Genomic DNA, 25,847 nt, shown 5'->3' with positions numbered 1-25,847 from the left:
TCACCAGGCGCAGACCTTGGTGTTGGTCTGCGGATTGTTCCAGCAGGCGCCATCGTCGCGGCTGCGCACGAACTGTCCCGGCAGCGGCACGTTGCGGCGGCCGAGATTGACATAGCCATAGGCGAAGCCTGGCCCGTCGACCTCCAGCACATAGGTCGGATAGCCCGGCGCCGAGATGCGGAAGCTGCCGGCACCGTCGATCGCGCGATAGCTGCACGGAAAATAACCGTCATCGCTGGTGAAGCAGCGCGCCCGCTTGGCCTCGGCCGACACCGACAGGGCCAGAAATGTCGCCGCGCACACGCTGCCGGCGAAAAGCAATTTTCCCAGTGTCATCATCCACCCCCTGCCGCGCAAGCTTGACCGAATTCCCGCGGCAATGAAATGCGCACGGTGGCGAAACCGGGTCAAGCAGCCGCGATTGGCTGCTGGCGATGTAGATAATTCTTTCCTAGCCGACCCGCTTGGCGACGATGAAAATACGAGGGAAGCGCAACAGCACCTTGCCGTTCGCCGTCTTCGGATATGCCTTGGCGATCTTGGCCGTGTAGCTGTCGAGGAACATCTTGCGCTCGCCGGCTTCCAGCGGATCGAGGAAAGGCTTCAGGCCGGTCGATTTCACCCATTCGACGATCGCCTCGGCGTCGGCCAGAGGATGATTGTAGACCGTGTGCCATATGTCCAGCCGACCGCTGAGCGGCGACAGGAGGTCATAATAGAAAGACACAGGCGGCAACGGCGCCCGCGCCGCACCCTTGATCTTTGCGGCAAACGGCATTTCAGCGGCGGCCTCCCGCATCAGGCGATGGGAGTCCTCGCCCATATTGTCGGGCATCTGGATGGCGAGCGCGCCGCCTTGCGCCAGAAAGCCCATCAGCCGCTGGAACACCGCCGGGTGCTCGGGCAGCCACTGGAAGACCGCATTGGCGAAGATCACGTTGACCGGCTCCGCCGGCTGCCATTTGGACGCATCGGCGAGGTCGAAGGTGACGCTCGGCAGCCGCGCCCTCGCCTTTTCGATCATGTCGGGAGAGGTGTCGAAGCCGCTCACCTCAGCATCCGGCCAGCGCTCGACCAGGAGTTCGGTCGAGTTGCCCGGCCCGCAGCCGATGTCGACGACCCGGCGCGGGAAGTCCACCGGCACTTGCGCGACGAGATCACGCGCAGGCCGCGTGCGCTCGTCCTCGAATTTCAGATATTGGGCGGCGGACCAATCAGCCATTTGAACTCCTCATATCACCTTGAGAATTCGCCGCCCCATGCCCTTACCGCTTCAGAGTGATCCCCTACCGCGTCAGCCTCTTGTAGGTCATGCGGTGTGGATTGACGGCATCGGGCCCGAGCCGGCGGATCTTGTCCTGCTCGTAGTCCTCGAAATTGCCCTCGAACCATTCGACATGGCTGTCGCCCTCGAAGGCGAGGATGTGCGTCGCCAGACGGTCGAGGAACATGCGATCGTGCGAGATGATGACGGCGCAGCCACCGAAGTTTTCCAGCGCGTCTTCGAGGGCGGCCAGCGTTTCGGTGTCGAGATCGTTGGTCGGTTCGTCGAGCAGCAGCACATTGCCGCCGGTCTTCAGCATCTTGGCCAGATGAACGCGGTTGCGCTGGCCGCCAGACAGATTGCCGACCTTCTGCTGTTGGTCGCCGCCACGGAAGTTGAACGACGCGCAATAGGCGCGCGTGTTGGCCTCGAACTTGCCGAGCTTGACCACTTCAGCACCGCCGGAAATCTCTTCCCACACGGTCTTCGAAGGATCGAGCTGGTCGCGGCTCTGGTCGACATAGCCGAGCTTGACCGTTTCGCCGATGCGGATCGTGCCGGCGTCCGGCTTTTCCTGGCCGGTGATCATGCGGAACAGCGTCGTCTTGCCGGCGCCGTTCGGGCCGATGACGCCGACGATGCCGCCAGGCGGCAGCTTGAACGACAGATTGTCGATCAGCAACGTGTCGCCAAAGCCCTTCGACAGGCCTTCCGCCTCGATCACCACATTGCCGAGCCGTTCGCCATGCGGAATGACGATCTGCGTATCGCTCGGACGCCGCTTGTCGGCGGCATCCAGCAGATCCTGGAATGCCTGGATACGCGCCTTGGACTTGGTCTGGCGGGCCTTGGGGCTGGACTGGATCCACTCGCGCTCGCGGCCGATCGCGCGCTGGCGGGCGTCGTCCTCGCGGCCTTCCTGCTTGAGGCGCTTGGCCTTGGCTTCGAGGTACTTGGTGTAGTTGCCCTCGTAAGGAATGCCGCGGCCACGGTCGAGCTCGAGGATCCAGCCGGTGACATTGTCGAGGAAGTAGCGATCGTGGGTGATGATCATCACCGCGCCCGGATAGGCGCGCAGATGCTTTTCCAGCCACGCGGTCGTCTCGGCGTCGAGATGGTTGGTCGGTTCGTCGAGCAGCAGAAGGTCGGGCTGGCGCAGCAGAAGCTGGCAGAGCGCGACGCGGCGCCGCTCGCCGCCCGACAGCTTGGTGACGTCGGCATCCTTGGGCGGGCAGCCCAGTGCTTCCATCGCCATCTCGACCTGCTGTTCGAGATCCCACAGGTTCAGCCGGTCCATCTCGTCCTGGAGCTTGGCCGACTCGTCGGCCGTCTCGTCGGAATAGTTCATCATCAATTCGTTGTAGCGTTCGATGATGGCGGTCTTGGCGGCGACGCCTTCCATGATGTTCTCGAACACCGTCTTGTTCGCGTCGAGCGCCGGCTCCTGCGCCAGGTAGCCGACGGTGGCGCCTTCAGCCAGCCAGGCCTCGCCGCTCCACTCCTTGTCGAGCCCGGCCATGATCTTGAGGATCGTCGACTTGCCCGAACCGTTGGGGCCGAGAATGCCGATCTTGGCATCTGGATAGAAGGACAGATGGATGTTCTCGAGCACCTTCTTGGTGCCATAGGCCTTGTTGAGGCCGGCCATGTGATAGATGAACTGGCGTGCCACGCGCGCTTTCCCTGAAAAACTGACTGGATTGTCAAATTGAATGGAGGTTGGCCGCTATGTAGGCGATGCAGCGGCGAACGGCAATCGCTTTCGCCGCTTCGGTCCGGTCACACGAGGAAGTGTCCGCCGAACCGGGCGGTTTTCCACCGGCCACCGAACCCGCTGAAAGCTCCGGTTAACCCTTCCGCGTCAAAACAGGGATGGGGTGGAATCGCTGGCTGGCCGCGATTTCGAGAGAGAGATCGGATCGACGGCATTGCTGAACAGTTTCCTGCTCCTTGCCGAGGCGGTCGTCTACTTCAGCGTCATGGTGACGCTCTTCCGCTTCAGAAAGCGTATCGGCCTCGGCGTGTTCGTCTGCGCGCTCGGCGTCATGCACTTCCTCGAGACCTATCTCGCCAGCGTCTTCTATGTCGACCTGCCGTTCGGCATGGTCTCACCGGGCTCGGCGGTACTGTTTTCCGGCAAGCTGGTGATGCTCTTGCTGCTCTACATGAAGGAAGACGCCGCCACCGTTCGTCAGCCGATCTATGGGCTGCTGCTCGGCAATACGCTGATGGTTGCGCTGGTGCTGCTCCTGCGCCTGCACGCCATCGCCGCGCTTCCCGATGGCAGGCTCCCCGACATCGGCTTCATCGACGAGATGGGCTGGCTGATGGTGTGGGGCACGACGCTGCTCTTCGTCGACGCCATCCTGATCATCCTGCTCTATGAAAAGCTTGGGCGCACCCTGCGCAGGGCACAGTTCGCGCGCATCCTGATTTCGGTCGCCTGCGTGCTCACTTTCGACCAGACCGGGTTCTTCACCGCGCTGCATTTCGTTGCCGGCGCGCCGATCGCGGTCTTCTTCGGTGGCTGGTTTGCCAAGATGGCGGCGGCGCTGGCCTTCAGCGGCATGCTCGTGGCCTATCTCAGATGGTTCGAAGCCCGGGAGATTTCGGTGCCGCGCGGGCTGACCGACATCTTCGACACACTGACCTATCGCGAGCGCTATGAAGCCCTGGTCGAACATGTCGGCCGTGACGGCCTCACCGGCCTGCTGCACCGGGGGCGCTTCGACAGCGACGGTGAAGCCGCGGTTCAGGCCAGCCTGCGCACGGCCAGGCCACTCAGCCTGCTGATCATCGATGTCGACCACTTCAAGTCGATCAACGACCGTTTCGGCCATGCCGAAGGCGACAAGGTGCTGAAAGCCGTTGCGGCATTGCTTGGCGAAATGGCTGGTGCCGAAGACCAGGTGTTCCGGATCGGCGGCGAGGAATTCGCCATCCTCAGCACGCGTCCGCACTCGGTCGCCAGGCTGTTTGGCGAAAGCATCCGCAACGCGGTCAAGACGTCAGCCACCACCAGCCGCTTCGAGCTGACCGTCAGTGCCGGCGTTTCCAGCGTCAGCGAAACGACCCGCAGCCTTGCCGATATCTTCGCGCTTGCCGACCAGCGCCTCTACAGGGCCAAGTCGACCGGACGCGATCGCGTCGTCGGCGAACCCGTTGGCCATGAGGCCGATACCGCCGTTGCATGGACGAAGCCCGCGCAACTGTAATTGTATTCTTGCTGCGGCTTCTTCTGCCGCCGAATGCCTGTCCCGCCGAATGATGCGCGAGGCAGCATAGCACCACCTCGCGGGCGAGACGACAGTCCCTGCCGGCTTACTGGGGTCCGCGCCCCGTACTTACTGGAACCCGATCGCGTCGACGGTGCCTGTCGGGCAACCGGCCTTGTTGGTCGGCACCGAGGCCAGCAAAAGATCCTTGAGCGAACTGTTGGGACCGATCGGGCCGGCAAGGCCCAGCGTCAGTTCGCCGATCAGCCGCCGGCCGCTCGACGGATCGATGACGCAGGACACGCGCACGCGGTCGCCCGCTCCAGCGCCGAAGGCAGTGTCAAAGGCACCGCGGATCTGGTCCGCCGTCAGCTTGCCGCCAATGTTCTTGGCAAAGAGGTCACGCACCGGCGAGCTGTTCATCGCACGCATCAGGTTGAGCGCGTCGGAGAAATATTCCTGCTGGCTCTTGCCGTAGCAGGTGCCGTGCTTGATCCATTCATGCCGCTCGAGCTGGGAAGCAGTACCCGGCATCACCCGGTCGAGTTCCGAGCGGGTGCTGGCATCCAGATTGACCGGCGGCAGATCCTTCCAGTGGGCAGGATTGTCGTTAGCCTTGTCGCCTGCCGTTACCTGGCAATAGAAATTGCCGCTCGGTTGCGGCCACAGGCCGTGCAAGGTGAAATGCGTCGCGTCGAAATCGTTCGCGCTCTGCGCCCTGCATTCTGTCTTGCTCGACTTGGTCTCGCAAAAGGCCGGTTGCCAGCTCAGGGCGAAGACATAGTCGGGTTTCCCTGAGGCGGATGTCGCCGGCTTGCCCTGCCCGCCAGGCGCGGCCGGCACTGTCGCGGCGCTGCTGCCGGACACATGGCCGCAACTGACCTTCACCCAGCGGCGCTCCGGATTGGCGCCCGGCACCAGGATGAGATAGTGCGTCGGCGCATCCTTGTTGCCGGCAAGCAGCTGGTAGCCCTGCCCGGCATCGGTCGAGACATTGCCTGGATTCTTGCCGTTCTTGATGGCCTGCGTTGCCGGACAGGCAGCGTCGGCAACGAAGGTGCCGCTCAGCTTGACGTCGGCACGCGCAGCACTGGCCAGCGACGCCGCCAGCACGGCCAATCCGAAAACAAAACCAATGCGCATATGGAATCCCCGGCTGAAGAAAGTGGGCGACAGACTGCCGCTGTCTCCGTGTCAGAATTGCGATGTTTCGCCGGTCAAGCGCAAGAAACATCGTCGCGCAAAAGCAGCCGTGGCGGATTGACGCAAAACCGGCGCCGGCGCAAACAATGCCTGCGCCGCGAAGGTCGGCGGAACTTGGAGACCGAGCGGCATGTCATTCAGCCAGCAGCGCATGGTTCGCTCGCCGACCGGTGCCGACCTCAATCTTTTCATCAGGCAGGCCGATGGCCGGCCACGCGCTGTCGTCCAGATCAATCACGGACTGGCCGAACATGCCGCGCGCTACGCCCGCTTTGCCGATTTCCTTGGGGAGCGCGGCTTCCATGTCTATGCACACGACCACCGTGGCCATGGCGCGACAAAGGCTCCCGACGCACCGCTCGGCAGGTTCGCTGACAAGGACGGCCCTGCCAAGGTGATCGCCGATATCAATGCCATTCATGATCTGATCGCCAGCGAACAGCCAAACCTGCCGGTCATCCTTTTCGGCCATTCGATGGGTGCGTCCGTGGCGCTGAACTTCCTGTTGCGCCACTCCGCTCGCGTTCACGCCGCCGCCATCTGGAACGGCAATTTCTCGGCCGGCCTGCTCGGACAGGTGGCGCTCGGCATCCTCGCCTGGGAGCGGTTCCGCCTCGGCTCCGACGTCCCGTCGCGCATACTGCCCAGGCTGACCTTTCAGGCCTGGGGCAAGGCGGTGCCCAATCACCGCACATTGTTCGACTGGCTGTCGCGCGACGAGGCCGAGGTGGCGAAATACATCGCCGACCCGCTGTGCGGCTGGAATGCCTCGGTATCGATGTGGCGCGACGTCGTCGGCATGGCGCTGAATGGCGGCAAGGATGCCGGCTTTGCCGGGATGCGGCGCAACCTGCCTGTCAGCATCGTCGGCGGCGAGAAGGACCCTGCCTCGGATTACGGCAAGGCTGTCGACCACCTCGCGAAACGCATGCGCGCGATGGGCTTTTCGAATCTCGTTTCAAAGGTTTACGCCGACACCCGCCACGAAAGCCTGAACGAGGTGAATCGCGACGTCATCATGGCCGATTTCGCCGCCTGGGCCGACGGCGTGCTGAAATCGTGACCCGGTCACGCGGCGCGTCTCTTCTTCGAACCGGACCGTTGGCCCATCGCAAGGGCCGTGACAGCCATTGCCCAGCTTGATAGAGGCTCTGCTTTCGCAGCAATCACGGTGATTGCGGCAACCACGGTGATTTATGGCCGAACCCCTGCTGAAAGGCGTCCGCGTCGTCGAACTCGCCCGCATCCTTGCCGGGCCGTGGGCCGGGCAATTGCTTGCCGATCTGGGCGCCGACGTCATCAAGGTCGAAAGCCCCGATGGCGGCGACGACACCCGCAAATGGGGTCCCCCCTTCGTCATCGGCAAGGACGGCGAGAACCTGTCGGCCGCCTATTACCATTCCTGCAATCGCGGCAAGCGCTCCATCGCCATCGATTTCTCGACGCCTGAGGGCGCCGAGACGGTGCGCCGACTGGTCGCCACGTCGGATGTGCTGATCGAGAACTTCAAGCTCGGTGGCCTGAAGAAATACGGGCTCGACTACGACAGCCTGCGTAGGATCAACCCGCGCCTCGTCTATTGCTCGATCACCGGCTTCGGCCAGGATGGGCCCTATGCGCCGCGCGCCGGCTACGACTTCATCATCCAGGCCATGGCCGGCATGATGTCGATCACCGGTGAGGTCGGCCGCGAGCCGCAAAAAGCCGGCGTCGCCATATCGGACATCTTCACCGGTCTTTATTCCGTCATCGCCATCCAGGCCGCATTGCGTCATGCCGAAAAGACCGGCGAGGGTCAGCACATCGACATGGCGCTCTTCGACACCCAGATCTCGGCGCTCGGCAACCAGAACCTCAATTATCTCGTCTCCGGCAAGTCGCCGGTCCAGATGGGCAACGCGCACATGAACATCGCCCCTTACGAGGTGGTGCCGGTCCGGGATGGCCACATCATCCTGGCGGTCGGCAATGACGGCCAGTTCGCCAAATTCTGCGCCGCCGTCGGGTTGGACGATTTGCCGGCCAATCCCGATTTCGCCACCAATCCGGCCCGGGTCGTCAACCGGGTAAAGCTGCGCGAATACGTTATCGAAGCGCTGAAGACTTTTGATCGTGACCCGCTGCTGGCAAGACTGGAAGCGGCAGGCGTGCCGGCGAGCCCGATCAACACGATCGGCCAGATGTTCGCCGACCCGCAGACCATCGCTCGCGGCATGCGGCTCGATCTCGACGACGGCCACGGCAATCTCCTGCCTTCGGTGCGGGCGCCGATGGTCATGTCGGGCACGCCGCTGGTCTATGAGCGCCCCTCGCCGCGCCTGGGCGAACACACCGAAGAAATCCTTGCCGAACTGGAGAGGTCCAAGAAATGAAGACCGGCGGACAGCTGATCGTCGACGCACTCGAAGCCAATGGCAGCGACCGTATCTATTGCGTGCCCGGAGAATCCTACCTCGCGGTGCTCGACGCACTGCACGACTCGCCGATCCGCACCATTGTCTGCCGCCAGGAAGGCGGTGCGGCGATGATGGCCGACTGTCATGGCCGCCTGACTGGCAAGCCCGGCATCTGCTTCGTCACCCGCGGCCCCGGCGCCACCAACGCCTCAGCCGGCATCCACATCGCCATGCAGGATTCGATCCCCCTTATCCTGTTCATCGGCCAGGTTGCCAGCCACGCCAAGGAGCGCGAGGCCTTCCAGGAGGTCGACTACAAGCGCTTTTTCGGCGACATCGCCAAATGGGTGGTCGAGATCGACGATGCCTCGCGCATCCCTGAATTCGTCACCCGCGCCTTCGCGGTGGCGACATCGGGCCGTCCCGGTCCCGTGGTGATCTCGCTGCCTGAAGACATGCTGACCAGTGTCGTCGAAGCGCCCGCTGCCTTGCCGCACACGCCGGTCGAAACATGGCCGGGCGAAGCTGAACTCGATGCGCTGGAAAAGCTGCTCGGCAAGGCCAAGCGGCCTTTCGTCATCCTTGGCGGCACGCGCTGGGACGCCGAGGCCGTGGCACGCATGCGCACGATCGCCGAGGCGTGGTCCCTGCCGGTCGGCTGTTCCTTCCGCCGCCAGATGCTGTTCGACCATCTGCATCCGAACTATGCCGGCGATGTCGGCATCGGCATCAATCCGAAACTGGCGACGGCGGTCAAGCAGGCCGATCTCGTGTTGCTCATCGGCGGCCGCATGGGCGAGATGCCGTCCTCCGACTACACGCTCTTGAAGAGCCCCTACCCCGACCAGACGCTGGTCCATATCCATGCCGACGCCGGAGAGCTCGGCCGCGTCTATCGGCCGACACTGGCTATCAACGCCTCGCCCGCCGCCTTCGTCGAAGCCTTCGCCAAGCGCAAGCCGGCCTCGGCACCCGTCTGGGCAGGCGAGACGCCAAAGCTGCATGCCGCCTATCTCGACTGGTCGACACCGCCGGAAAGCGGCCCCGGCTCGGTCCAGATGGGGCCGATCATGAACTATCTGGAAAAGATGCTGCCCGACGACGCCATCCTCACCAACGGCGCTGGCAACTACGCCACCTGGGTCCATCGTTTCCATCGCTTCCGCCGCTTCGCCACCCAGGGCGCGCCGACCTCGGGCTCGATGGGCTATGGCACCCCTGCCGCGGTCGCCGCGAAAGGGCTGTTTCCGGACCGCACCGTGGTCGCCTTCGCCGGCGACGGGTGCTTCCTGATGAACGGGCAGGAATTCGCCACCGCTGTGCAGTATGACCTGCCGATCATCGTCGTGGTCGTCAACAACGGCATCTACGGCACCATCCGTATGCACCAGGAGCGCGAGTATCCCGGCCGCGTCGTCGCCACCGATCTCAAGAATCCCGACTTCGCTGCCCTAGCCCGCGCCTATGGCGGTCATGGCGAAACGGTCGAGAAGACGGCGGACTTCGCCCCGGCCTTCGAGCGTGCCCGCGCCAGCGGCAAGCCCGCGATCGTCGAGATCAGGCTCGACCCGGAGGCGATCACGCCAACCCGGACGATGACGCAGATTCGCGACAAAGCCTAAAAAAAGGGGCGGTTGCCCGCCCCTTGCGTTGTGGCTTCCCTACATCGCCTTTTCGATCTGGCCGCGGATCTCGCCGTCCTTGTTGGCGGCGGTGTGGACGTTGACGTAATATTTGCCGGCCTCCAGGTCAGCCGCCTGGGCATCGGTCAAGACAGCCGAACCCTTGATCGGGCTCTTGAGCTTCTTGAACGGGATCACCGGTCCGGCGTTCTCACCCACCGCCGCCGGGCCGTGAATGTGCCCAGCCACCGCCGGCCCGCTTAGGCCGGAATATTTGACGTTCCAGCTAAGCTTCTTCTTGGCCGTGTCGAACGTGAAAGTGGCAGTTCCCTTGCCTTTCGTGGTGACGGGCGGATTTTGCTGGGCGCCATCGAGCGTCGCCTTGAACTTTTCCATGTCGGCCAAGGCCGGCGAGGCAAGGAAGATGGAAGCAGAGACGGCAAGTGCCGAAACGATCGGCGAAAAGGAATGCATTCGCATTTTAGAACCTCCGTTGGATGTAACACCCTTGCGGCCCCCCGGCCGCATGGATGTATCAGCACAACGGTCGGCTGGCCAAAAGTATCCGCGGGCGCACGCATATGTGATGACCAATGGAGCAAAAGAGGCGGTCGCGCCCGCACACCCCAGATCATCCATCAACGCCTCAATAAGCGAAAGGCAATGGTCAGACGGCCGCCAGCGCCTGCGTGAGATCAGCGATCAGGTCGTCGGGGTGCTCGACACCGATGGACAGCCTGACCGTGGTCTCAAGCACGCCGATGCGCTGGCGCACATAGAAGGGAATGCCCGAATGGGTCATGGCCGCCGGGTGGCTGGCCAGCGATTCCGTTCCGCCGAGGCTCACCGCCAGCTTGAAGATCTGCAATCCGTTGAGAAAGGCGAAAGCCGCCTTCTGCCCGCCCCTGATATCGAAGGAGAATGTCGAGCCGGCGCCGCTGCTTTGCATCCGGTAAACGCGACCCGCCTGTGTATCCTCGCCCAGGAACGGCAGATAATGCACCTTCTCGACCTTGGCATGATCGCGCAGGAATTCGGCGACGAGGCGCGCATTGTCGTTGGCCCGCTCCATGCGGATCGACAACGTCTCCAGCGAGCGGCCGAGCATCCAGCAGGAATGCGGGTCCAACTGCGTGCCGATCGCGCCGCGTAGCGCCTTGATCGGCTTGGTAACCGTCTTGCCGCCCATGGCGGCGCCCGCGATCAGGTCGGAATGGCCGCCGACATATTTGGTCAGCGAATAGACGGAAACATCGGCGCCGTGCTCGATGGGCCGCTGGAACACCGGGCCAAGCAGCGTGTTGTCGCAGACCACGATCGGCGTCGAACCTTGGCTCGCGCCGATCTCGTCGGCGATCCTTCGCATCAGCGCGATATCGACAAGGCTGTTGGTCGGATTTGACGGCGTCTCGATCAGGATGACCGAAACGCGGCCCTTCGCGACGGCTGCGTCGGCGGCCGCGCGCACCGCCGTCTCGTCGACACCATCGACGAAGCCGACAGCAGCGACGCCGAAGCCGGAAAGCGTGCGCGTCAAAAGCGTCTCGGTGCCGCCATAAAGCGGCTGCGAATGCAGGATGACGTCGCCCGGACGGGCATAGGCGAGCAGCGTCGTCGCGATCGCCGACATGCCGGATGAAAACAGGATGCAGGCATCCGTCCCCTCGTAGATCGCCAGCCGGTCCTCGACGATCTCGCTGTTGGGGTGGTTGAAGCGCGAATAGACCAGACCGGACGCCGTGCCAGTTGGAGGCTCCTTGCGACCGGACGTGTAGTCGAAGAAGTCACGACCCTCTTCGGCCGATTTGAACACGAAAGTCGAGGTCAGGAACACCGGTGGCTTGACCGCGCCCTCCGAAAGCTGCGGATCGAAGCCATAGCTCAGCATCAGCGTCTCCGGATGGAGCTTGTGGTTGCCGATATGGGTTTTCGACGGGCGTGGTGCGGGCATGGCTTTTTCCTACTTTTGGAGCGCGTTGCGCGGCAATTTATGCGATCTTCAGCACGCAGTCCTTGCTATTTCTGGGCAGCCATGGCTGCGTTTGCGCAACAAATTGCTGAAAGAGCGCAAAAATGCAGCAGAAGATAGCCGACGATTTCGACCGCAAGATCCTGCGTGAACTGCAGGCCGACGCCCGCATCCCCAACAACGAGCTTGCCGAGCGCATCGGCCTGTCACCGTCGCCCTGCCTGAGGCGGGTGCGGCGGCTGGAGGAGACCGGAATTATCAGGGGCTACACCACGCTGGTCGATCCGGCCGCCTTCGGCTGGAGCATGGTCGCCATCGCCACCGTCCGGCTCGGCCGCCAGAACGAGGACGAGATCGTCATGTTCGAGGACGCGATCCGCGGTTGGGAAGAAGTGCTGGAATGCCACCTCGTCACCGGTTCGCGCGACTATGTGCTGAAGGTGGTGACAGGCAGCCTCGAACAATACCAGCGCTTCATCAGGGAAAAGATCGCGCGGCTGAAGTGCGTCGCCTCGATCGAAACCAGCTTCGTCATGAACACCATAAAGGAACGGCGCCTCTGACACTTGGCCAGAGGCGCCGTTCTCATGATCAGGATATCCGGTAGGCTTACTTGACCGCCTTGTCGGTGATGGCAGTGGTATAAGCGCCTTTCGGCTCCTTGGTGATGATCTTCTGGTCGAGCAACGCCTTGGCGGTGCGCTCGTAGGTCGCCGGGTCGAGCTTGCCGTCGGCATTGTCGATCAGCTTGGCGACTTCGCTCATCATGCGCTTCTGGTGGTTCTCGTCCTGGCCGCCACCGTCCATGACGATGCTTGCTGCCTCGTCATTGTTGTCGATGGCGTATTTCCAGCCCTTCATCGAGGCACGCACGAAACGCACCATCTTGTCTTCGAAGGCCGGATCCTTGAGCTTGTCTTCCGACGCATAGAGCCCGTCCTCGAGCAGGTCGTTGCCCATCGCCGAATAGTTGAACACGGTGAGCTGTTCCGGCTTGTAGCCGGCGTCGATCAGCTGCCAGTACTCGTTGTAGGTCATGACCGAGATGCAATCCGCCTGCTTCTGGATCAGCGGCTGCACGTCGAAGCTCTGCTTGAGAACGGTGACGCCATCCGGGCCGCCATCGGTCTTGAGGCCAAGCTTGTTCATCCAGGCGTAGAACGGATATTCGTTGCCGAAGAACCAGACACCGAGTGTGTGGCCCTTGAAGTCGGCTTCGGTCTTGATCGGGCCGTCCTTCGGGCAGACCAGCTCCATGCCGGCCTTCTTGAACGGCTGGGCGATGTTGACCAGCGGCACGCCCTTTTCGCGCGCGGCCAGCGCACCGCCCATCCAGTCGACGATGACATCGGCGCCACCGCCGGCGATGACCTGCTCGGGCGCGATATCGGGGCCGCCCGGCTTGATGTCGACGTCGAGACCCTCGGCCTCATAGAAACCCTTGGCCTTGGCGACGTAGTAGCCGGCAAACTGGGCCTGCGTGACCCATTTCAGCTGCAACGTCACCTTGTCTGCGGCCATCGCCTGGAACGCGGCCAGCGACATCGCGCCGGCCAGAACAGGAATAACAAGTCTTTTCATGTTTTTACCCTCTGAAGTTAGCACCCTTAAACCCACCGCCCCTATCCACCACGGACAGAGGGATGCCAAAACGTGACGGCTCTTTCGACCAGAGCGACCACGCCATAAAAGACCGAACCCGCAAGTGCTGCAACTGCGATTTCGGCCCAGACCATGTCGATGTTCATCCGCCCGACCTCGGTCGAGATGCGGAAGCCCATGCCGACGACGGGCGTGCCGAAGAACTCGGCGACGATGGCGCCGATCAGCGCCAACGTCGAGTTGATCTTCAGCGCGTTGAAGATGAAAGGCGCGGCGACCGGCAGCCTGAGCTTCAGCAGCGTCTGCCAGTAGCCCGACGCATAGGTACGCATCAGGTCGCGTTCCATATGGCCGGAAGCGGCAAGCCCGGCGACCGTGTTCACCAGCATCGGGAAGAAGGTCATGATGATGACCACAGCCGCCTTGGACTGCCAGTCGAAGCCGAACCACATGACCATGATCGGCGCGACGCCGATGATCGGCAGCGCCGAGACCATGTTGCCGATCGGCAAAAGCCCGCGCCGCAGGAACGGCACGCGATCGGCGAGCACGGCGGTGATGAAGCCGGCGCCGCTGCCGACGATGTAGCCGAAGATCACCGCCTTGAAGATGGTCTGCCGGACATCGGCGCCGAGCACCGGCAGCGAACTGGCGATGCGCGCACCGATGGCGCTCGGTGGCGGCAACAGGATGAAGGGGATGCCGGCGCCGCGCGTCACCGCCTCCCAGATGATCAGAATCCAGGCGCCGAAGATAGCCGGGATGATCAGGCGCAGCGCGCTCCGGGCCCAGCTCGCCATCGGCCGAAGTCCTGACAGCACGGCGACGCAGCGCCAGCCGAGCAGCCAGGCCGCCGTGAGCAGCAGGAAATACGGTGCCCGCGCCAGGCCTTCGAAGCCGGCGATGCCACCAATCAGCAGCCAGGCCACGAGATGGGCGCCGATGAAAAGCACGACGGCTTCGACGACGGACGGTATTCTGGCCATCGAGATCAAAGCCGCGAGAAGCAGCGCGCCGAAGATCAGCCAGTTCGTCGCCGCATAGGGATATATCAACGTCCCCGCGGGCTGCGCCAGCGGATCGACTTTTGGCGCGGCGATCGCGCCAAGCGCAAGTCCGGCCACGCACAGCACGATGGCCAGCGCCGCTTGCCGGAGGGTTTCAGCCAGCTCATGCCGGCCTCCCGCCCATGGCGCGGTCGACGATGCGGCCGGCAATGCCGACCACCATGACCAGAAGTGCCGCCACCACCGAGCCTGCGACCAGCGCCGACCAGATGTCGATGGACTGGCTGTAGTAGGCGCCGGCCAGCAGCTTGGCGCCGATGCCGGCGACCGCACCGGTCGGCAGTTCGCCAACAATGGCGCCGACAAGGCTTGCCGCCACCGCCACCTTCATCGAGGTGAACAGGAATGGCACCGAGGCCGGCACGCGCAACTTCCAGAAGGTCTGCGCGCCGCTGGCATTGTAGGTGTGCATCAGGTCGAGATGCATGATCTCGGGCGAGCGAAACCCCTTCACCATGCCCACCGTCACCGGGAAGAACGACAGATAGGTCGAGATCATCGCCTTCGGGATGAGGCCGGTGATGCCGATCGCCGCCAGCACGACGATGATCATCGGCGCCACCGCCAGGATGGGAATGGTCTGCGATGCGATGATCCACGGCATCAGGCTGCGGTCGAGCGTCGCCACATGCACGATGCCGACGGCAATGATGATGCCGAGCGCCGTGCCGAAGGCAAAGCCGAGCAGTGTCGACGACAGCGTCACCCAGGCGTTGTAGACGAGGCTGCGGTTCGAATTGATGGGCCGCAGGAAGGTGTTCTCGAAGAAGTTCACCGCCACCTGGTGCGGCGCCGGCAGCGTCGGCTTCGGCTGCGACAGCGTCTTCCCGATGAATTCGCTCAAGGCAGGGGTTTCATTGGCGCGGCGGTCGAGATCGCGCTGGAACGGCGTGTTGAGAATGACGGCGAAAACGTACCAGAGGACGACCACGCCGGCGAGAATCGAGGTAACTGGGATCAGCTTGTCGCGGAAGGAGTCCATCAGCAGGCCTCGCCTGTGAGGCGCCCTCCTCTCCCCAACGGGGAGAGGGTGGCTGGAGCGAAGCGGAGGCCGGGTGAGGGGGTAGAAATCTTTCCGTCAAGGCAAGCCAAGATCGTATCCAGGACCGCTCGGCGCTCGGCCAAAACCTCATGGTTCCAGAACCGAACAACCGAATAACCATAGCCATTCAGCCAAGCTGTTCTGGCCGGATCGGTTGGTGAACCCGCGTGTTGGCTGCCGTCAAGTTCGACGATTAAGCCTTTCTCGCGACAAACGAAATCGGCAATGAAAGGACCGAGCGGCACTTGCCGTACAAATTTGTAGCCGTTGAGGTGACGACCTCTCAGTTCCCCCCAAAGCCGGTATTCGGCCTTGGTTTCGTCAAGTCGCAGCTCTCGGGCGCGCTCCGTGGCCCCGGCCTTCCTCTTGGTTGGATACGTCGGCGCCGCCCCCTCACCCGACCTCCGCTTCGCTCCGGCCACCCTCTCCCCGGTGGGGAGAGGAGGGAACTCATCTCCCGCCCGCTCAATCATCATAGCTGTGCCCTGCCCTCAAGCCATCACGAACCCGCGCCGCGATCGCCAGGAACTCCGGCGTCTCGCGGATGTCGAGCGGCCGTTGCTTCGGCAGCGTCGATTCGATGATGTCGCTGACCCGGCCCGGCCGCGGTGACATGACGACGATGCGCGTCGACAGATAGACGGCTTCGGGAATGGAGTGGGTTACGAAGCAGATGGTCTTGTTGGTTCGTCCCCACAGTTCCAGCAATTGCTCGTTGAGATGGTCGCGCACGATCTCGTCCAGCGCGCCGAACGGCTCGTCCATCAACAGGAGGTCGGCGTCGAAGGCCAGCGCACGGGCAATCGAGGCGCGCTGCTGCATGCCGCCCGACAGCTGCCAGGGATATTTCTTCTCGAATCCGGACAGGTTGACGAGGTCGAGCGTGCGCTTGATGCGCTCCGCCTGCTCAGCCTTGGACAGGCCCATGATCTCAAGCGGCAGCCCCACATTGCGCTCGATGGTGCGCCAGGGAAACAGGGCCGCTGCCTGGAAGACATAGCCATAGGCGCGTTTCTCACGCGCCTGTTCGGGTGTCATGCCGTTGACCGAAATCGTCCCCGATGTCGGCTTCTCCAGATCCGCGATGACGCGCAGCAAGGTGGTCTTGCCGCAGCCCGAAGGCCCGATGAAGGAGACGAACTCACCCTTGCCGATGGTCAGGTCGACATTGGACAGCGCCTGCACCGGCCCGTCATTGGTCTGGAAGGTCAGTCCGAGTCTGCTTGCCGCAACGACGGCTGGCGAGGTCCCTGTCATCGGCTGCGGCCTGCCTGTTCCCGTCCCTGGGGCGCCGGCTGGATTCCGATTGCTTTTATCGCGATGTTGTTTTCCACTCGCCCCGTCCCACTGGTCTTGTCCCACTCGATCGACGCCCGGAGTTTCCCCGATGTCGCCTAAACCGACTTGTCATCTTATCCGCCCTGAAAGCTCTTATGAAGGCAAGCAGGGATTGACCTATTTCGCCGGCATTGCCGCCGAAACGGTCGGCTCCTCCGGCATCTGCATGCACATGCTGACCATGCCGCCCGGCGCCCGTGCCAAGGCGCACATGCACGAAAGCCATGAAACGGCGATCTATGTGCTCTCCGGCGAAGTCCAAACCTGGTATGGCGACCGGCTGGAGCATCATATCGTCGTCAAGGCAGGCGATCTCTTCTATATTCCCGCCGGTGTGCCGCATCTGCCGGCCAATCTGAGCGGCGCTCCCGCCTCGGCCGTCATTGCCCGCACCGATCCCAACGAACAGGAAAGCGTCGTTCTGTTGCCGGATCTGGATGCGCTGGTCGCCTGAAGCCGGCATCGATGCAGAGGCCGTCATCGGCAACGGGACACTTCTCCGTAGACAGTGCCGTCCTCGTCGGCAATCACCAGCTTCTTGGCGTTCTTGGGGCTGCGCTTCACGGTGAACTGTATCGGCGACTGACCATCCTCGCCTTCCGCCTCGCACATTGACTTCACCACCAGCGACCCGTCAGCCTGTGTCTTCTTCTCGGTAAAGGTGCAGGCGCTGGTCGCGGTGATGAATTCCGTATCGTTCAGCAGCAGCATGTCCTCCGCATAGACTTGCTGGCCGTTCTTGTTGATGCAGCCGGACTTGTTGCCATAGGGCTTGGACAGATCGATGCCGGCGGCCGACGCATGGCCGGCAGCCAGGACAAGAAGAGCGGCTGAAAAGAGCCCCGCGCGCCTCACCATCAAACCCCGGTCGCCGGAATGCCGGTGCGTTCTACCTTGCGCGGCGCGGTGATGTCCTTCCACGTCGACAGCGCCCGGTTGACCGCCGCATTCGGTTCGCGGCCGACGAATTCGCCATGGCCGGGCTTGGCCTTGACCTCGGCTTCCTGGATCGACAGTTCGCCGCGCGAGAAGACGAAGCGCGGCAGTCCGGTCACCTCGAACCCTTCGAAGACATTGTAGTCGATCACCGACTGCTGCTTCTTGGCCGTGATCTTCTTCTTGCGCTTCGGATCCCAGACAATGATGTCGGCATCCGCGCCTTCGACGATGGCGCCCTTCTTCGGGTACATGTTGAGGATCTTGGCGATGTTGGTCGAGGTCACCGCGACGAACTCGTTCATCGTCAGCCGGCCGGTGTTGACGCCCGTGGTCCACAGCACCGGCAAACGGTCTTCCAGACCACCGGTGCCGTTGGGGATCTTGGTGAAGTCGCCGACGCCGTTGCGCTTTTGGCTTGTGGTGAAGGCGCAATGGTCGGTCGCGACCACCTGGAGCGATCCGGCCTGCAGGCCGGCCCAGAGCGAATCCTGGTGCAATTTGTTGCGGAAAGGCGGGCTCATCACGCGGCGCGCCGCATGGTCCCAATCCTTGTTGAAATATTCGCTCTCATCCAGCGTCAGGTGCTGGATCAGCGGTTCGCCGAACACCCGCATGCCCTTCTGGCGCGCCCGGCGGATGGCCTCATGGCTCTGCTCGCAGGAGACATGCACGACATAGAGCGGCACGCCGGCCATGTCGGCGATCATGATGGCGCGGTTGGTCGCCTCGCCTTCCACCTCCGGCGGACGCGAATAGGCGTGCCCCTCCGGCCCATTGTTGCCAGCGGCCAGCAGCTTCTGCGACAGGGCTGCGACCACGTCGCCATTCTCGGCATGCACCAGCGGCAGCGCGCCAAGATCGGCGCAGCGCTGGAACGACGCATACATCTCGTCGTCGTCCACCATCAGCGCGCCCTTGTAGGCCATGAAGTGCTTGAACGAGGTGATGCCCTTGTCGACAACGGTGGCCATCTCGTCGAACACCTGCTTGCCCCACCAGGTGATCGCCATGTGGAAGGAGTAGTCGCAGGACGCCTTCGAGGTCTTGTTGTCCCACATCTGCAAGGCTTCGAGTAGCGACTGCTGCGGCGCCGGCAGGCAGAAATCGACCACCATCGTGGTGCCGCCGGCGAGCGCCGCCCGCGTGCCGGATTCGAAATCATCGGCCGAGTAGGTGCCCATGAACGGCATTTCGAGGTGGGTGTGCGGGTCGATGCCGCCCGGCATGATGTAGCAGCCGGTGGCGTCGAACTCGTGGTCGCCATGCAGATCCGGGCCGATGGCGACGATCTTGCCGTGGCTGAACAGCACATCGGCCTTCCAGGTGCGGTCGGCGGTGACGATGGTGCCGTTCTTGATGACTTTGGTCATTTTCTCGTTCCCCTGTTCTCTTCGCGCTTCTTTGTGAGCGGCGTTTGGAATGTAGATCTCTAGGCTCACTCCACGATGACAGCTGTCTCCACCACTGCATGGAACAGCACGTCGGCGCCCGCCGAGGCCCATTCCTTGGTGATATCTTCCGCCTCGTTGTGAGACAGCCCGTCGACGCAGGGGCACATCACCATCGCGGTCGGCGCGACGCGGTTTATCCAGCAGGCATCATGGCCGGCGCCGGAGACGATGTTGCGGTGCGTATAACCGAGCCGTTCGGCGGCATCGCGGATGGCCTTGACGCAGCCCTTGTCGAAGGTGACCGGATCGAAATGGCCGACCTGCTCGATCTTGTACTGGATGTCCAGTGCCTCGCAGATCGTGTCGATGCCTTCGCGGATGCGGCCGTCCATCGCATCCAGCACTTCCTTCTCGGGCGAGCGGATGTCGATGGTGAAGACGGTGCGGCCGGCGATGATGTTGCGCGAGTTCGGATAGACCTCCATGTGCCCAACCGCGCCGACGGCGTCGGGCTGGTAGTCCATGGCGATCTCGTGCACCAGCTCGATCACCCGCGCCATGCCGAGCCCGGCATTGCGGCGCTTGGGCATCGGCGTCGACCCTGTGTGCGCCTCCTTGCCGGTCAGCGTCACCTGCAGCCACTTCAACCCCTGGCCATGGGTGACGACGCCAATGTCGATGCCTTCGTCCTCGAGGATCGGTCCCTGTTCGATATGCAGTTCGAAGAAAGCGTGGATCTTGCGGTCGCCGACCTTCTCGGTGCCCTTCCAGCCAATGCGCTCCAATTCCTCGCCGAACTTCTTGCCGTCCTTGTCGACATGTTCGTAGACATCGGCCTGATCAAGCACGCCGGCGAACACGCCGGACGCCATCATCGCAGGCGCAAAGCGCGCGCCTTCCTCGTTGGTCCAGTTGGTGACGACGATCGGGTGCTTGGTCTTGATGCCGAGATCGTTGAGCGAGCGCACCACTTCCAGCCCGCCGAGCACGCCGAGCACGCCGTCATACTTGCCGCCGGTCGGCTGCGTGTCGAGATGGCTGCCGACATAGACCGGCGGCAGGCTGGGATCGGTGCCTTCGCGGCGGGCGAACATGGTGCCCATTTCGTCGACGCCCATTTCGAGCCCTGCCGCATCGCACCAGCGCTTGAACAGATGCCGGCCCTCGCCGTCCTCGTCGGTCACGGTCTGGCGATTGTTGCCGCCGGCAATGCCGGGGCCGATCTTCGCCATTTCCATTATCGAATCCCACAAACGGTCTGAATTGATTCGCAGATTCTCGCCGGGCGCGGCCATTCAAAACCTCTCCAATTGCGCGGGGTTCCCCTCCCCCTCGAGGGGAGGGTGGCCGCGAAGCGGTCGGGTGGGGTCGCCTGACATAAGCTCGACCTTCCCTTTGACCACCTGCGCGACATGCCACGCGCTGTTTATGACATCGGGCTCGTCAACGCGAAAGATATCGAACCCGAGCGAACGCAGATAGGCATCACGAACGGCGTCGTACCGTTTGAAGTCGACGATATACGGCCCAATCGGGCACTGACGGCGAAACTTGATGCCGGCCGATTTCAGGTCCCGCAGTTCATACCACAGCAGGGATTCGCCCTTGGTCGCGTGAACTCGAAGCGCCCGCGCCTTCTGGCGCATTTCGAAACTCACGCGAGTGCGGGGCATTAGTGGCGGCCTCGCAAAAGATCAGGTCGGCGCCCCGTCGTACCGACCCCACTCGACCGCTTCGCGGCCACCCTCCCCTCGAGGGGGAGGGATATCCGCGCCCAATTTGTCAATCGATCGACCTCAGCACATCGCGCACATGGTCGATCAATTCGTTGATCTGGCCCTTGGTGATGATGAGCGGCGGCGACAGCGCGATGATGTCGCCGGTGGTGCGGATCAGCGCGCCGCGCTCGAACGCCTTGACGAAGGCCGAGAAGGCACGCTTGGTCGGCTGGCCGGCGATCGGCGCCAGCTCGATCGCGCCGATCAGGCCGATGTTCCTGATATCGATGACGTTCGGCTCGCCCTTCAGCGAATGCAGCGCGTCTTCCCAATAGGGCGCCAGTTCCTCGCCACGGGTCAGCAAGCCCTCTTCCTTGTAGGTATCGAGCGTGCCGAGTGCCGCCGCGCAGGCGATCGGGTTGCCCGAATAGGTATAGCCGTGGAAGAACTCGATCATGTGCTCGGGGCCGGTCATGAAGGCGTCGTGGATTTCTTTCTTCACGAACACCGCGCCCATCGGGATGACGCCGTTGGAGACGCCCTTGGCGGTGGTCATGATGTCGGGCGTCACACCGAAATAGTCGGCGGCGAATGGCGTGCCGAGGCGGCCGAAGCCGGTGATGACCTCGTCGAAGATCAACAGGATGCCGTGCTTGGTGCAGATCTCGCGCAGCTTCTGCAGGTAACCCTTGGGCGGCAGGATGACGCCGGTGGAGCCGGCGACCGGTTCGACGATGACGGCGGCGATGGTCGAGGCGTCATGCAGGGCGACGATGCGCTCCAGTTCGTTGGCGAGTTCCGCGCCATGTTCCGGCACACCCTTGGTGAAGGCATTCTTCTCCGGCAGATGCGTATGCGGCATGTGGTCGACGCCGCCAAGCAGCGTGCCGAACATCTTGCGGTTGGTGACGATGCCGCCCACCGAGATACCGCCGAAATTGACGCCGTGATAGCCGCGCTCACGACCGATCAGGCGAGTGCGCGAGCCCTCGCCCTTGGCGCGGTGATAGGCGATCGCCATCTTTAGCGCGGTCTCGACCGATTCCGAGCCGGAATTGGTGAAGAACACATGGTCCATGCCCTTCGGCGCGAGATCGACCAGGCGGTTGGCCAGTTCGAACACGATCGGATGGCCCATCTGGAAGGCCGGCGCATAGTCGAGCTCGGCGGCCTGATGCTGGATCGCCTCGGTGATCTTGGGCCGGCAGTGGCCGGCATTGACGCACCACAGGCCAGCGGTACCGTCCAGCACCTTGCGGCCATCGCTCGTCGTGTAATGCATGTCCTTGGCGGACACCATCATGCGTGGCGCCTGCTTGAACTGCCGGTTTGCCGTGAACGGCATCCAGAATGCGCTGAGATCGTTCGGCGTGACTTTCAGCCGGTTGGACATGACCAAGACTTCCCCTTGTAACTGTTTCGGTGCGCCTAACGCTTGGTCTTCCCAACTGTTGGTCTTCGCGACGTTTTCATGCTACGCAAATTTTTGACCGATTGGACAAACGTTAGCACCGCCCTGTCGGCGGTCAAGGGATTACTAGCGGAAATGCGGCATCGGAAGCGCGCTCCACAGCCTAAGGAAAAACTGGTCCAGAGAATTGGTCCAGATGACCGTCAACGCGAGGGCCCGCAACGGTGAACACCAGCATGGACGCCCCTCGCCGCACCCGCATCCAGCAGGAAAAGCGTGAACTCATACTCGAGGCGGCGCTCGAGGTGTTCTCCACCCATGGCTTTCGCGGCTCGACCATCGACCAGATCGCCGAAGCCGCCGGCATGTCGAAGCCGAACCTGCTCTACTACTTCCGCCGCAAGGAGGACATCCACGAGGCACTGATGCAGCGGCTGCTCGATACCTGGCTGGCGCCGCTGCGCGAACTGGACGACATCGGCGATCCGCTGACCGAATTGCGCAGCTACATCAGGCGCAAGCTGGAAATGGCACGCGATTTTCCACGCGAGAGCCGGCTGTTCGCCAATGAGATCCTGCAAGGGGCGCCGCGCATCATGCCGCTGCTGGCCGGCGAGCTGAAAACGCTGGTCGACGAGAAGGCAGCCGTCATCAAGGGCTGGATGCGGGCCGGCAAGATCGCCAGGACCGACCCCTGGCACCTGATCTTCTCCATCTGGGCGACGACCCAGCACTATGCCGATTTCGACGTTCAGGTCCGCGCCGTGCTTGGGCCGAACCGTGGCGGCGACGGCCGTTTCGAGGACGCCGCCCGCTTCCTGGAGCAATTGTTCCTCGAGGGGCTGAAGCCGAAAAGCTGACCCCTGGCCGAGGGGCTCACGCGCTGCGCCGCTCGGCCGGCAATGCGTCCAGCAATGTCTGCAGCTTGGCGACCGAGTTCTGCTCGGCAAGCGGCGTGTAGGCGATCAGCTTCATATCGGAGCCGTCGTCGATCGAAAAGCTCATATGCTCGAACGTCATCGCGCCAGCGATCGGGTGCCGGACATGCTTCACCCCCGACAATCGGCGCGCGACGTCGCGCTGCGGCCACCAACTGCGGAACTCCGGGCTTGATCGCGTCATCAACTCGATCAGCCGCTCGAAATCCGGATCGCCGACATATCTGGCGCTTGCGGCCCGGAACGAGGCCAGCACGGTGCGCGCCACTTGCTCCCAGTCGACCAGCAGGCGCCGGTGGTGCGGGTTGGTGAACACCATGTGGACGATGTTGCGGGCGTCCCCCTCCAGCAGACCATAGTCGCCGAACACCGCCACCGCCGCCGGGTTCCAGGCCAGCACATCCCAGCGCCGGCCGATCACATAGGCTGGCTGCAGGACCAAGCTTTGCAGCATGTGCAGCAAGGGACCGTCGACCTTTTCCGGCGCCACGACACGACGCTCCGGCTGCTGGCGGCCGGCGAGGATGAACAGATGCTGTTTTTCGGCGGCATCGAGGCGCAATGCCTCGCCGAGGGCCGTCAGCACTTCCACGGAGGGCCTGACGTCCCGCCCCTGCTCCAGCCATGTGTACCAGGTGGTGCCGACGCCGGCGATCATCGCCACCTCCTCGCGCCGAAGCCCGGGCGTGCGCCGCCGCAATCCGGTGGCGATGCCCGTTGCCGAGGGCGTCAACCTTTCACGGCGCGAACGTAGGAAAGCGCCGAGCTCACGTCGGCGGCTGTCTTCAGCGGACTGAGTGGGGGATCGGGATTCCATGAGCTTATTATAGCAGTATTGATACCAGGATAAAGTTTGAACTGTTTGGCGCGCGCAAGCTGCCCCATCTTTGGTTCGGAGCGACGAAATGGAGGCTCCGAACATGGAACTGAAAGACAAGATAATCCTCATCACCGGCTCGACCGACGGCGTCGGCCGTGTCGTGGCGCACAGGCTCGGCGCCGCGGGCGCCCGCGTCCTGGTGCACGGCCGCGACGCGGCGCGCGGCAAGGCGACCGTGGCCGATATCGAAGCCGCCGGCGGCAAGGCCGAGCTGCTGGTCGCCGACCTCTCCTCGCTGGCCGAGGTCCGCCGCCTTGCCGAGACCGTACGCGCCAGGACCGACCGGCTCGACATCCTCATCAACAATGCCGGCATCGGCACGGCAGGCCAAGGCGCCAGACGACAGGTCAGCGCCGACGGCTACGAACTGCGCTTCGCGGTCAACTATCTCGCCGGTTTCCTGCTGACCACGGAGCTCCTGCCGTTGCTCAAGGCCAGCGCGCCGGCGCGCATCGTCAATGTCGCCTCGGCCGGCCAGCAGGCGATCGATTTCAGCGACGTCATGCTGACCCGTTCCTATGACGGCGTACGCGCCTACTGCCAGAGCAAGCTGGCGCAGATCCTGTTCACCGTCGACCTTGCGCAGGACCTGAAAGGCAGCGGCGTAACCGTCAACGCGCTGCATCCGGCCAGCTACATGAACACCACCATGGTCCGCCAGGCCGGCGTGACGCCATGGAGTTCGGTCGAGACCGGCGCCGACGCCATCCTCAATCTGGCCACCTCCCCGGCACTGGAAGGGCGCAGCGGCCTCTATTTCGACGGCCTGCGCGAGTCCCGCGCCAACGCCCAGGCCTACGACACCAGGGCAAGACAGCAATTGCGAGCCTTGAGCCTAGACCTCGTCGGCCCGGCTTCCCCAACATCCAAGGAACAGCATTCATGACCAACAAGATCGAACACGCCGTCATCATCGGTGGCTCTTCCGGCATCGGCCTCGCGACCGCGCGCAAGCTGATTGGGCCGGGCATGAAGGTGACCATCACCGGCCGCAACCAGGACAAGCTCAACAGCGCGTGGAAGAGCCTTGGCGGCGCCGCCGAGAAGGCTGCTTTCGATGCCTCGAAGCCAAACGAGGTCGACAGCTTCTTCAGCGGTCTCGGCCCCTTCGATCACCTGGTGCTGGCGGCCAGCGGCGGCAAGGGCCTTGGCCCCTTCCAGACGCTTGACCTGACCGACATCGGCAGCGGCGTCGACGAGAAAGTAAGGCCACAATTGTCCTGCCTGCAGGCCGCCTTGCCGACCCTGAACAAGGGCGGGTCGGTCACCTTCATCTCGGCGGTCTCGGCTCAGCTCGCCATACCGGGTGTCGCCGGCATTGCCGCCATCAACGGCATGCTTTTGACCGTGGTGCCGATCCTGGCGGTGGAGTTGAAGCCACTGCGCGTCAATGTCGTGGCGCCTGGCGTCATCGACACGCCCTGGTGGGACTTTCTGGGCGAAGAGCAAAGGCAGGCAATCTTTGCCGACTATGCCGGCAAGACACCAGTCGGCCGTATCGGCCGCGCCGAGGACGTCGCCGGCGCCATCGCCTTTCTCGTCTCGAACGGCTTCATGACCGGCCAGGTGCTGACCTGCGACGGCGGCCTGCGGTTTGCAGCCTGACGTGGGTCATTGTGGCGGTCGTGAGGCCGTCCCAGACCTGTCAAAGTGGCAAAAGCCGGCGCGGCGAACGAGATCCCCGCGAGCATCAGGCACCGACAGGACCTGCTACCTCATTTGGCCTTCCTTGGAGGCATATTCTTGCCGTCCAGGGGCCTGTCGCCGGCCGGTCTTGCCGCACCTGAAGCAGGTTGTTCCGGGACATGGGAATAGTCCGACGTATCGGCCCCATACATCTTGTTGTCGATCG

The 25,847-nt window shown here is 63.3% G+C and carries 26 protein-coding genes; 9 read left to right on the top strand and 17 right to left on the bottom strand.

The genetic code is table 11. The annotated features are described in order from the left end of the window. The 3 genes from AC56QQ_RS14325 to ettA form a co-directional block, all read right to left on the bottom strand. Nucleotides 1–336: a hypothetical protein gene (locus tag AC56QQ_RS14325; RefSeq protein WP_497128064.1), complete on the bottom strand. Its 336-nt coding sequence runs from the start codon at nucleotides 334–336 to the stop codon at nucleotides 1–3. A gap of 115 nt (nucleotides 337–451) precedes the next feature. Next, on the bottom strand, nucleotides 452–1,222 hold the full coding sequence (gene tam / locus AC56QQ_RS14320; RefSeq protein WP_497128062.1) for a trans-aconitate 2-methyltransferase: 771 nt from the start codon (nucleotides 1,220–1,222) through the stop codon (nucleotides 452–454). A 64-nt stretch (nucleotides 1,223–1,286) separates the two neighbouring features. Further along, nucleotides 1,287–2,936: an energy-dependent translational throttle protein EttA gene (gene ettA / locus AC56QQ_RS14315; RefSeq protein WP_489862124.1), complete on the bottom strand. Its 1,650-nt coding sequence runs from the start codon at nucleotides 2,934–2,936 to the stop codon at nucleotides 1,287–1,289. Between the two features lie 256 nt (nucleotides 2,937–3,192). On the opposite strand from ettA, the gene AC56QQ_RS14310 reads away from it, so the two are divergent. Further along, a complete protein-coding gene (locus tag AC56QQ_RS14310; RefSeq protein WP_497129000.1) occupies nucleotides 3,193–4,479 on the top strand; it encodes a GGDEF domain-containing protein in 1,287 nt (428 codons plus the stop codon). 129 nt (nucleotides 4,480–4,608) lie between these two features. Here the strand turns inward: AC56QQ_RS14310 and AC56QQ_RS14305 are convergent, their stop codons facing one another. After that, a complete protein-coding gene (locus AC56QQ_RS14305) occupies nucleotides 4,609–5,622 on the bottom strand; it encodes a ribonuclease T2 family protein (RefSeq protein WP_497128060.1) in 1,014 nt (337 codons plus the stop codon). 190 nt (nucleotides 5,623–5,812) lie between these two features. Between AC56QQ_RS14305 and AC56QQ_RS14300 the strand changes: the two genes are divergently transcribed. The 3 genes from AC56QQ_RS14300 to AC56QQ_RS14290 all read left to right on the top strand — a co-directional run bounded on the left by AC56QQ_RS14300 (nucleotide 5,813) and on the right by AC56QQ_RS14290 (nucleotide 9,700). Beyond that, nucleotides 5,813–6,745, top strand: coding sequence for an alpha/beta fold hydrolase (locus tag AC56QQ_RS14300; RefSeq protein WP_497128058.1), 933 nt, complete (start codon nucleotides 5,813–5,815; stop codon nucleotides 6,743–6,745). Between the two features lie 133 nt (nucleotides 6,746–6,878). Then, a complete protein-coding gene (locus AC56QQ_RS14295) occupies nucleotides 6,879–8,054 on the top strand; it encodes a CaiB/BaiF CoA transferase family protein (RefSeq protein WP_497128056.1) in 1,176 nt (391 codons plus the stop codon). Further along, nucleotides 8,051–9,700 carry a thiamine pyrophosphate-binding protein gene (locus AC56QQ_RS14290; RefSeq protein ID WP_497128054.1) on the top strand — a complete coding sequence of 550 codons (1,650 nt, stop codon included), beginning with the start codon at nucleotides 8,051–8,053 and terminating at the stop codon, nucleotides 9,698–9,700. Before AC56QQ_RS14295 ends, AC56QQ_RS14290 begins: the two co-directional genes overlap by 4 nt. Before the next feature lie 39 nt (nucleotides 9,701–9,739). Here AC56QQ_RS14290 and AC56QQ_RS14285 read toward each other — a convergent pair whose 3' ends face one another. Both AC56QQ_RS14285 and AC56QQ_RS14280 read right to left on the bottom strand, forming a co-directional pair. Beyond that, a complete protein-coding gene (locus AC56QQ_RS14285; protein ID WP_489862129.1) occupies nucleotides 9,740–10,180 on the bottom strand; it encodes a CHRD domain-containing protein in 441 nt (146 codons plus the stop codon). A 187-nt stretch (nucleotides 10,181–10,367) separates the two neighbouring features. Then, nucleotides 10,368–11,651 carry a cystathionine gamma-synthase family protein gene (locus AC56QQ_RS14280; protein ID WP_497128052.1) on the bottom strand — a complete coding sequence of 428 codons (1,284 nt, stop codon included), beginning with the start codon at nucleotides 11,649–11,651 and terminating at the stop codon, nucleotides 10,368–10,370. A gap of 122 nt (nucleotides 11,652–11,773) precedes the next feature. Here AC56QQ_RS14280 and AC56QQ_RS14275 point away from each other — a divergent pair, with 122 nt between their 5' ends. Further along, nucleotides 11,774–12,232: an Lrp/AsnC family transcriptional regulator gene (locus AC56QQ_RS14275; protein WP_497128050.1), complete on the top strand. Its 459-nt coding sequence runs from the start codon at nucleotides 11,774–11,776 to the stop codon at nucleotides 12,230–12,232. A gap of 46 nt (nucleotides 12,233–12,278) precedes the next feature. Here AC56QQ_RS14275 and AC56QQ_RS14270 read toward each other — a convergent pair whose 3' ends face one another. The 5 genes from AC56QQ_RS14270 to AC56QQ_RS14250 are packed head-to-tail and all read right to left on the bottom strand — an operon-like array spanning nucleotide 12,279 to nucleotide 16,637. Beyond that, nucleotides 12,279–13,250 carry an ABC transporter substrate-binding protein gene (locus AC56QQ_RS14270; RefSeq protein ID WP_489862133.1) on the bottom strand — a complete coding sequence of 324 codons (972 nt, stop codon included), beginning with the start codon at nucleotides 13,248–13,250 and terminating at the stop codon, nucleotides 12,279–12,281. A 41-nt stretch (nucleotides 13,251–13,291) separates the two neighbouring features. Then, nucleotides 13,292–14,440 carry an ABC transporter permease gene (locus AC56QQ_RS14265; protein ID WP_497128998.1) on the bottom strand — a complete coding sequence of 383 codons (1,149 nt, stop codon included), beginning with the start codon at nucleotides 14,438–14,440 and terminating at the stop codon, nucleotides 13,292–13,294. A gap of 1 nt (nucleotide 14,441) precedes the next feature. Continuing rightward, a complete protein-coding gene (locus AC56QQ_RS14260) occupies nucleotides 14,442–15,320 on the bottom strand; it encodes an ABC transporter permease (RefSeq protein ID WP_497128049.1) in 879 nt (292 codons plus the stop codon). After that, nucleotides 15,320–15,853, bottom strand: coding sequence for an endonuclease domain-containing protein (locus AC56QQ_RS14255; RefSeq protein WP_497128996.1), 534 nt, complete (start codon nucleotides 15,851–15,853; stop codon nucleotides 15,320–15,322). Before AC56QQ_RS14255 ends, AC56QQ_RS14260 begins: the two co-directional genes overlap by 1 nt. Then, a complete protein-coding gene (locus AC56QQ_RS14250) occupies nucleotides 15,846–16,637 on the bottom strand; it encodes an ABC transporter ATP-binding protein (RefSeq protein ID WP_489862136.1) in 792 nt (263 codons plus the stop codon). The genes AC56QQ_RS14255 and AC56QQ_RS14250 overlap by 8 nt, the downstream gene beginning before the upstream one ends. 130 nt (nucleotides 16,638–16,767) lie before the next feature. Here AC56QQ_RS14250 and AC56QQ_RS14245 point away from each other — a divergent pair, with 130 nt between their 5' ends. Further along, nucleotides 16,768–17,172 (top strand): cupin domain-containing protein, encoded by a 405-nt coding sequence (locus AC56QQ_RS14245; RefSeq protein WP_497128047.1) that lies wholly within the window; start codon nucleotides 16,768–16,770, stop codon nucleotides 17,170–17,172. A gap of 23 nt (nucleotides 17,173–17,195) precedes the next feature. On the opposite strand, the gene AC56QQ_RS14240 is transcribed toward AC56QQ_RS14245, so the two are convergent. The 5 genes from AC56QQ_RS14240 to aptA all read right to left on the bottom strand — a co-directional run bounded on the left by AC56QQ_RS14240 (nucleotide 17,196) and on the right by aptA (nucleotide 22,159). Further along, complete coding sequence (locus AC56QQ_RS14240) at nucleotides 17,196–17,576, bottom strand: hypothetical protein (protein WP_497128045.1); 381 nt, start codon at nucleotides 17,574–17,576, stop codon at nucleotides 17,196–17,198. Beyond that, the gene (gene hydA / locus AC56QQ_RS14235) at nucleotides 17,576–19,027 is read right to left on the bottom strand and encodes a dihydropyrimidinase (protein WP_091580202.1); all 1,452 of its coding nucleotides are present in this window, start codon (nucleotides 19,025–19,027) and stop codon (nucleotides 17,576–17,578) included. Before hydA ends, AC56QQ_RS14240 begins: the two co-directional genes overlap by 1 nt. 65 nt (nucleotides 19,028–19,092) lie before the next feature. Then, entirely contained in the window at nucleotides 19,093–20,343 is a 1,251-nt protein-coding gene (locus AC56QQ_RS14230) for a Zn-dependent hydrolase (protein ID WP_489862140.1), read from the bottom strand. After that, complete coding sequence (locus AC56QQ_RS14225; RefSeq protein ID WP_497128043.1) at nucleotides 20,344–20,694, bottom strand: endonuclease domain-containing protein; 351 nt, start codon at nucleotides 20,692–20,694, stop codon at nucleotides 20,344–20,346. A gap of 136 nt (nucleotides 20,695–20,830) precedes the next feature. Next, complete coding sequence (aptA, locus tag AC56QQ_RS14220) at nucleotides 20,831–22,159, bottom strand: omega-aminotransferase AptA (RefSeq protein ID WP_379103532.1); 1,329 nt, start codon at nucleotides 22,157–22,159, stop codon at nucleotides 20,831–20,833. Between the two features lie 254 nt (nucleotides 22,160–22,413). Between aptA and AC56QQ_RS14215 the strand changes: the two genes are divergently transcribed. After that, entirely contained in the window at nucleotides 22,414–23,037 is a 624-nt protein-coding gene (locus tag AC56QQ_RS14215) for a TetR family transcriptional regulator C-terminal domain-containing protein (protein ID WP_091580580.1), read from the top strand. Between the two features lie 16 nt (nucleotides 23,038–23,053). Here the strand turns inward: AC56QQ_RS14215 and AC56QQ_RS14210 are convergent, their stop codons facing one another. Then, the gene (locus tag AC56QQ_RS14210) at nucleotides 23,054–23,932 is read right to left on the bottom strand and encodes a helix-turn-helix transcriptional regulator (RefSeq protein WP_497128041.1); all 879 of its coding nucleotides are present in this window, start codon (nucleotides 23,930–23,932) and stop codon (nucleotides 23,054–23,056) included. A gap of 103 nt (nucleotides 23,933–24,035) precedes the next feature. On the opposite strand from AC56QQ_RS14210, the gene AC56QQ_RS14205 reads away from it, so the two are divergent. Further along, nucleotides 24,036–24,881: an SDR family NAD(P)-dependent oxidoreductase gene (locus AC56QQ_RS14205; RefSeq protein ID WP_497128039.1), complete on the top strand. Its 846-nt coding sequence runs from the start codon at nucleotides 24,036–24,038 to the stop codon at nucleotides 24,879–24,881. Then, entirely contained in the window at nucleotides 24,878–25,600 is a 723-nt protein-coding gene (locus AC56QQ_RS14200) for an SDR family oxidoreductase (protein WP_497128037.1), read from the top strand. The genes AC56QQ_RS14205 and AC56QQ_RS14200 overlap by 4 nt, the downstream gene beginning before the upstream one ends. Nucleotides 25,601–25,847: the final 247 nt, after the last annotated feature.

It is taken from the genome of Mesorhizobium sp. RCAM 05099, assembly GCF_059683685.1.
Note: the sequence above shows the minus strand (reverse complement) of the source record. Positions and strands in the feature narration are given on the sequence as shown.

Coding starts and splice junctions, on each gene's coding strand:
- AC56QQ_RS14325 (WP_497128064.1), bottom strand. CDS start 336: ATGACACTGGGAAAATTGCTTTTCGCCGGCAGCGTGTGCGCGGCGACA.
- tam (WP_497128062.1), bottom strand. CDS start 1,222: ATGGCTGATTGGTCCGCCGCCCAATATCTGAAATTCGAGGACGAGCGC.
- AC56QQ_RS14305 (WP_497128060.1), bottom strand. CDS start 5,622: ATGCGCATTGGTTTTGTTTTCGGATTGGCCGTGCTGGCGGCGTCGCTG.
- AC56QQ_RS14300 (WP_497128058.1), top strand. CDS start 5,813: ATGTCATTCAGCCAGCAGCGCATGGTTCGCTCGCCGACCGGTGCCGAC.
- AC56QQ_RS14295 (WP_497128056.1), top strand. CDS start 6,879: ATGGCCGAACCCCTGCTGAAAGGCGTCCGCGTCGTCGAACTCGCCCGC.
- AC56QQ_RS14290 (WP_497128054.1), top strand. CDS start 8,051: ATGAAGACCGGCGGACAGCTGATCGTCGACGCACTCGAAGCCAATGGC.
- AC56QQ_RS14285 (WP_489862129.1), bottom strand. CDS start 10,180: ATGCGAATGCATTCCTTTTCGCCGATCGTTTCGGCACTTGCCGTCTCT.
- AC56QQ_RS14280 (WP_497128052.1), bottom strand. CDS start 11,651: ATGCCCGCACCACGCCCGTCGAAAACCCATATCGGCAACCACAAGCTC.
- AC56QQ_RS14275 (WP_497128050.1), top strand. CDS start 11,774: ATGCAGCAGAAGATAGCCGACGATTTCGACCGCAAGATCCTGCGTGAA.
- AC56QQ_RS14270 (WP_489862133.1), bottom strand. CDS start 13,250: ATGAAAAGACTTGTTATTCCTGTTCTGGCCGGCGCGATGTCGCTGGCC.
- AC56QQ_RS14260 (WP_497128049.1), bottom strand. CDS start 15,320: ATGGACTCCTTCCGCGACAAGCTGATCCCAGTTACCTCGATTCTCGCC.
- AC56QQ_RS14255 (WP_497128996.1), bottom strand. CDS start 15,853: ATGATTGAGCGGGCGGGAGATGAGTTCCCTCCTCTCCCCACCGGGGAG.
- AC56QQ_RS14250 (WP_489862136.1), bottom strand. CDS start 16,637: ATGACAGGGACCTCGCCAGCCGTCGTTGCGGCAAGCAGACTCGGACTG.
- AC56QQ_RS14245 (WP_497128047.1), top strand. CDS start 16,768: ATGTCGCCTAAACCGACTTGTCATCTTATCCGCCCTGAAAGCTCTTAT.
- AC56QQ_RS14240 (WP_497128045.1), bottom strand. CDS start 17,576: ATGGTGAGGCGCGCGGGGCTCTTTTCAGCCGCTCTTCTTGTCCTGGCT.
- hydA (WP_091580202.1), bottom strand. CDS start 19,027: ATGACCAAAGTCATCAAGAACGGCACCATCGTCACCGCCGACCGCACC.
- AC56QQ_RS14230 (WP_489862140.1), bottom strand. CDS start 20,343: ATGGCCGCGCCCGGCGAGAATCTGCGAATCAATTCAGACCGTTTGTGG.
- AC56QQ_RS14225 (WP_497128043.1), bottom strand. CDS start 20,694: ATGCGCCAGAAGGCGCGGGCGCTTCGAGTTCACGCGACCAAGGGCGAA.
- aptA (WP_379103532.1), bottom strand. CDS start 22,159: ATGTCCAACCGGCTGAAAGTCACGCCGAACGATCTCAGCGCATTCTGG.
- AC56QQ_RS14215 (WP_091580580.1), top strand. CDS start 22,414: ATGGACGCCCCTCGCCGCACCCGCATCCAGCAGGAAAAGCGTGAACTC.
- AC56QQ_RS14210 (WP_497128041.1), bottom strand. CDS start 23,932: ATGGAATCCCGATCCCCCACTCAGTCCGCTGAAGACAGCCGCCGACGT.
- AC56QQ_RS14205 (WP_497128039.1), top strand. CDS start 24,036: ATGGAACTGAAAGACAAGATAATCCTCATCACCGGCTCGACCGACGGC.
- AC56QQ_RS14200 (WP_497128037.1), top strand. CDS start 24,878: ATGACCAACAAGATCGAACACGCCGTCATCATCGGTGGCTCTTCCGGC.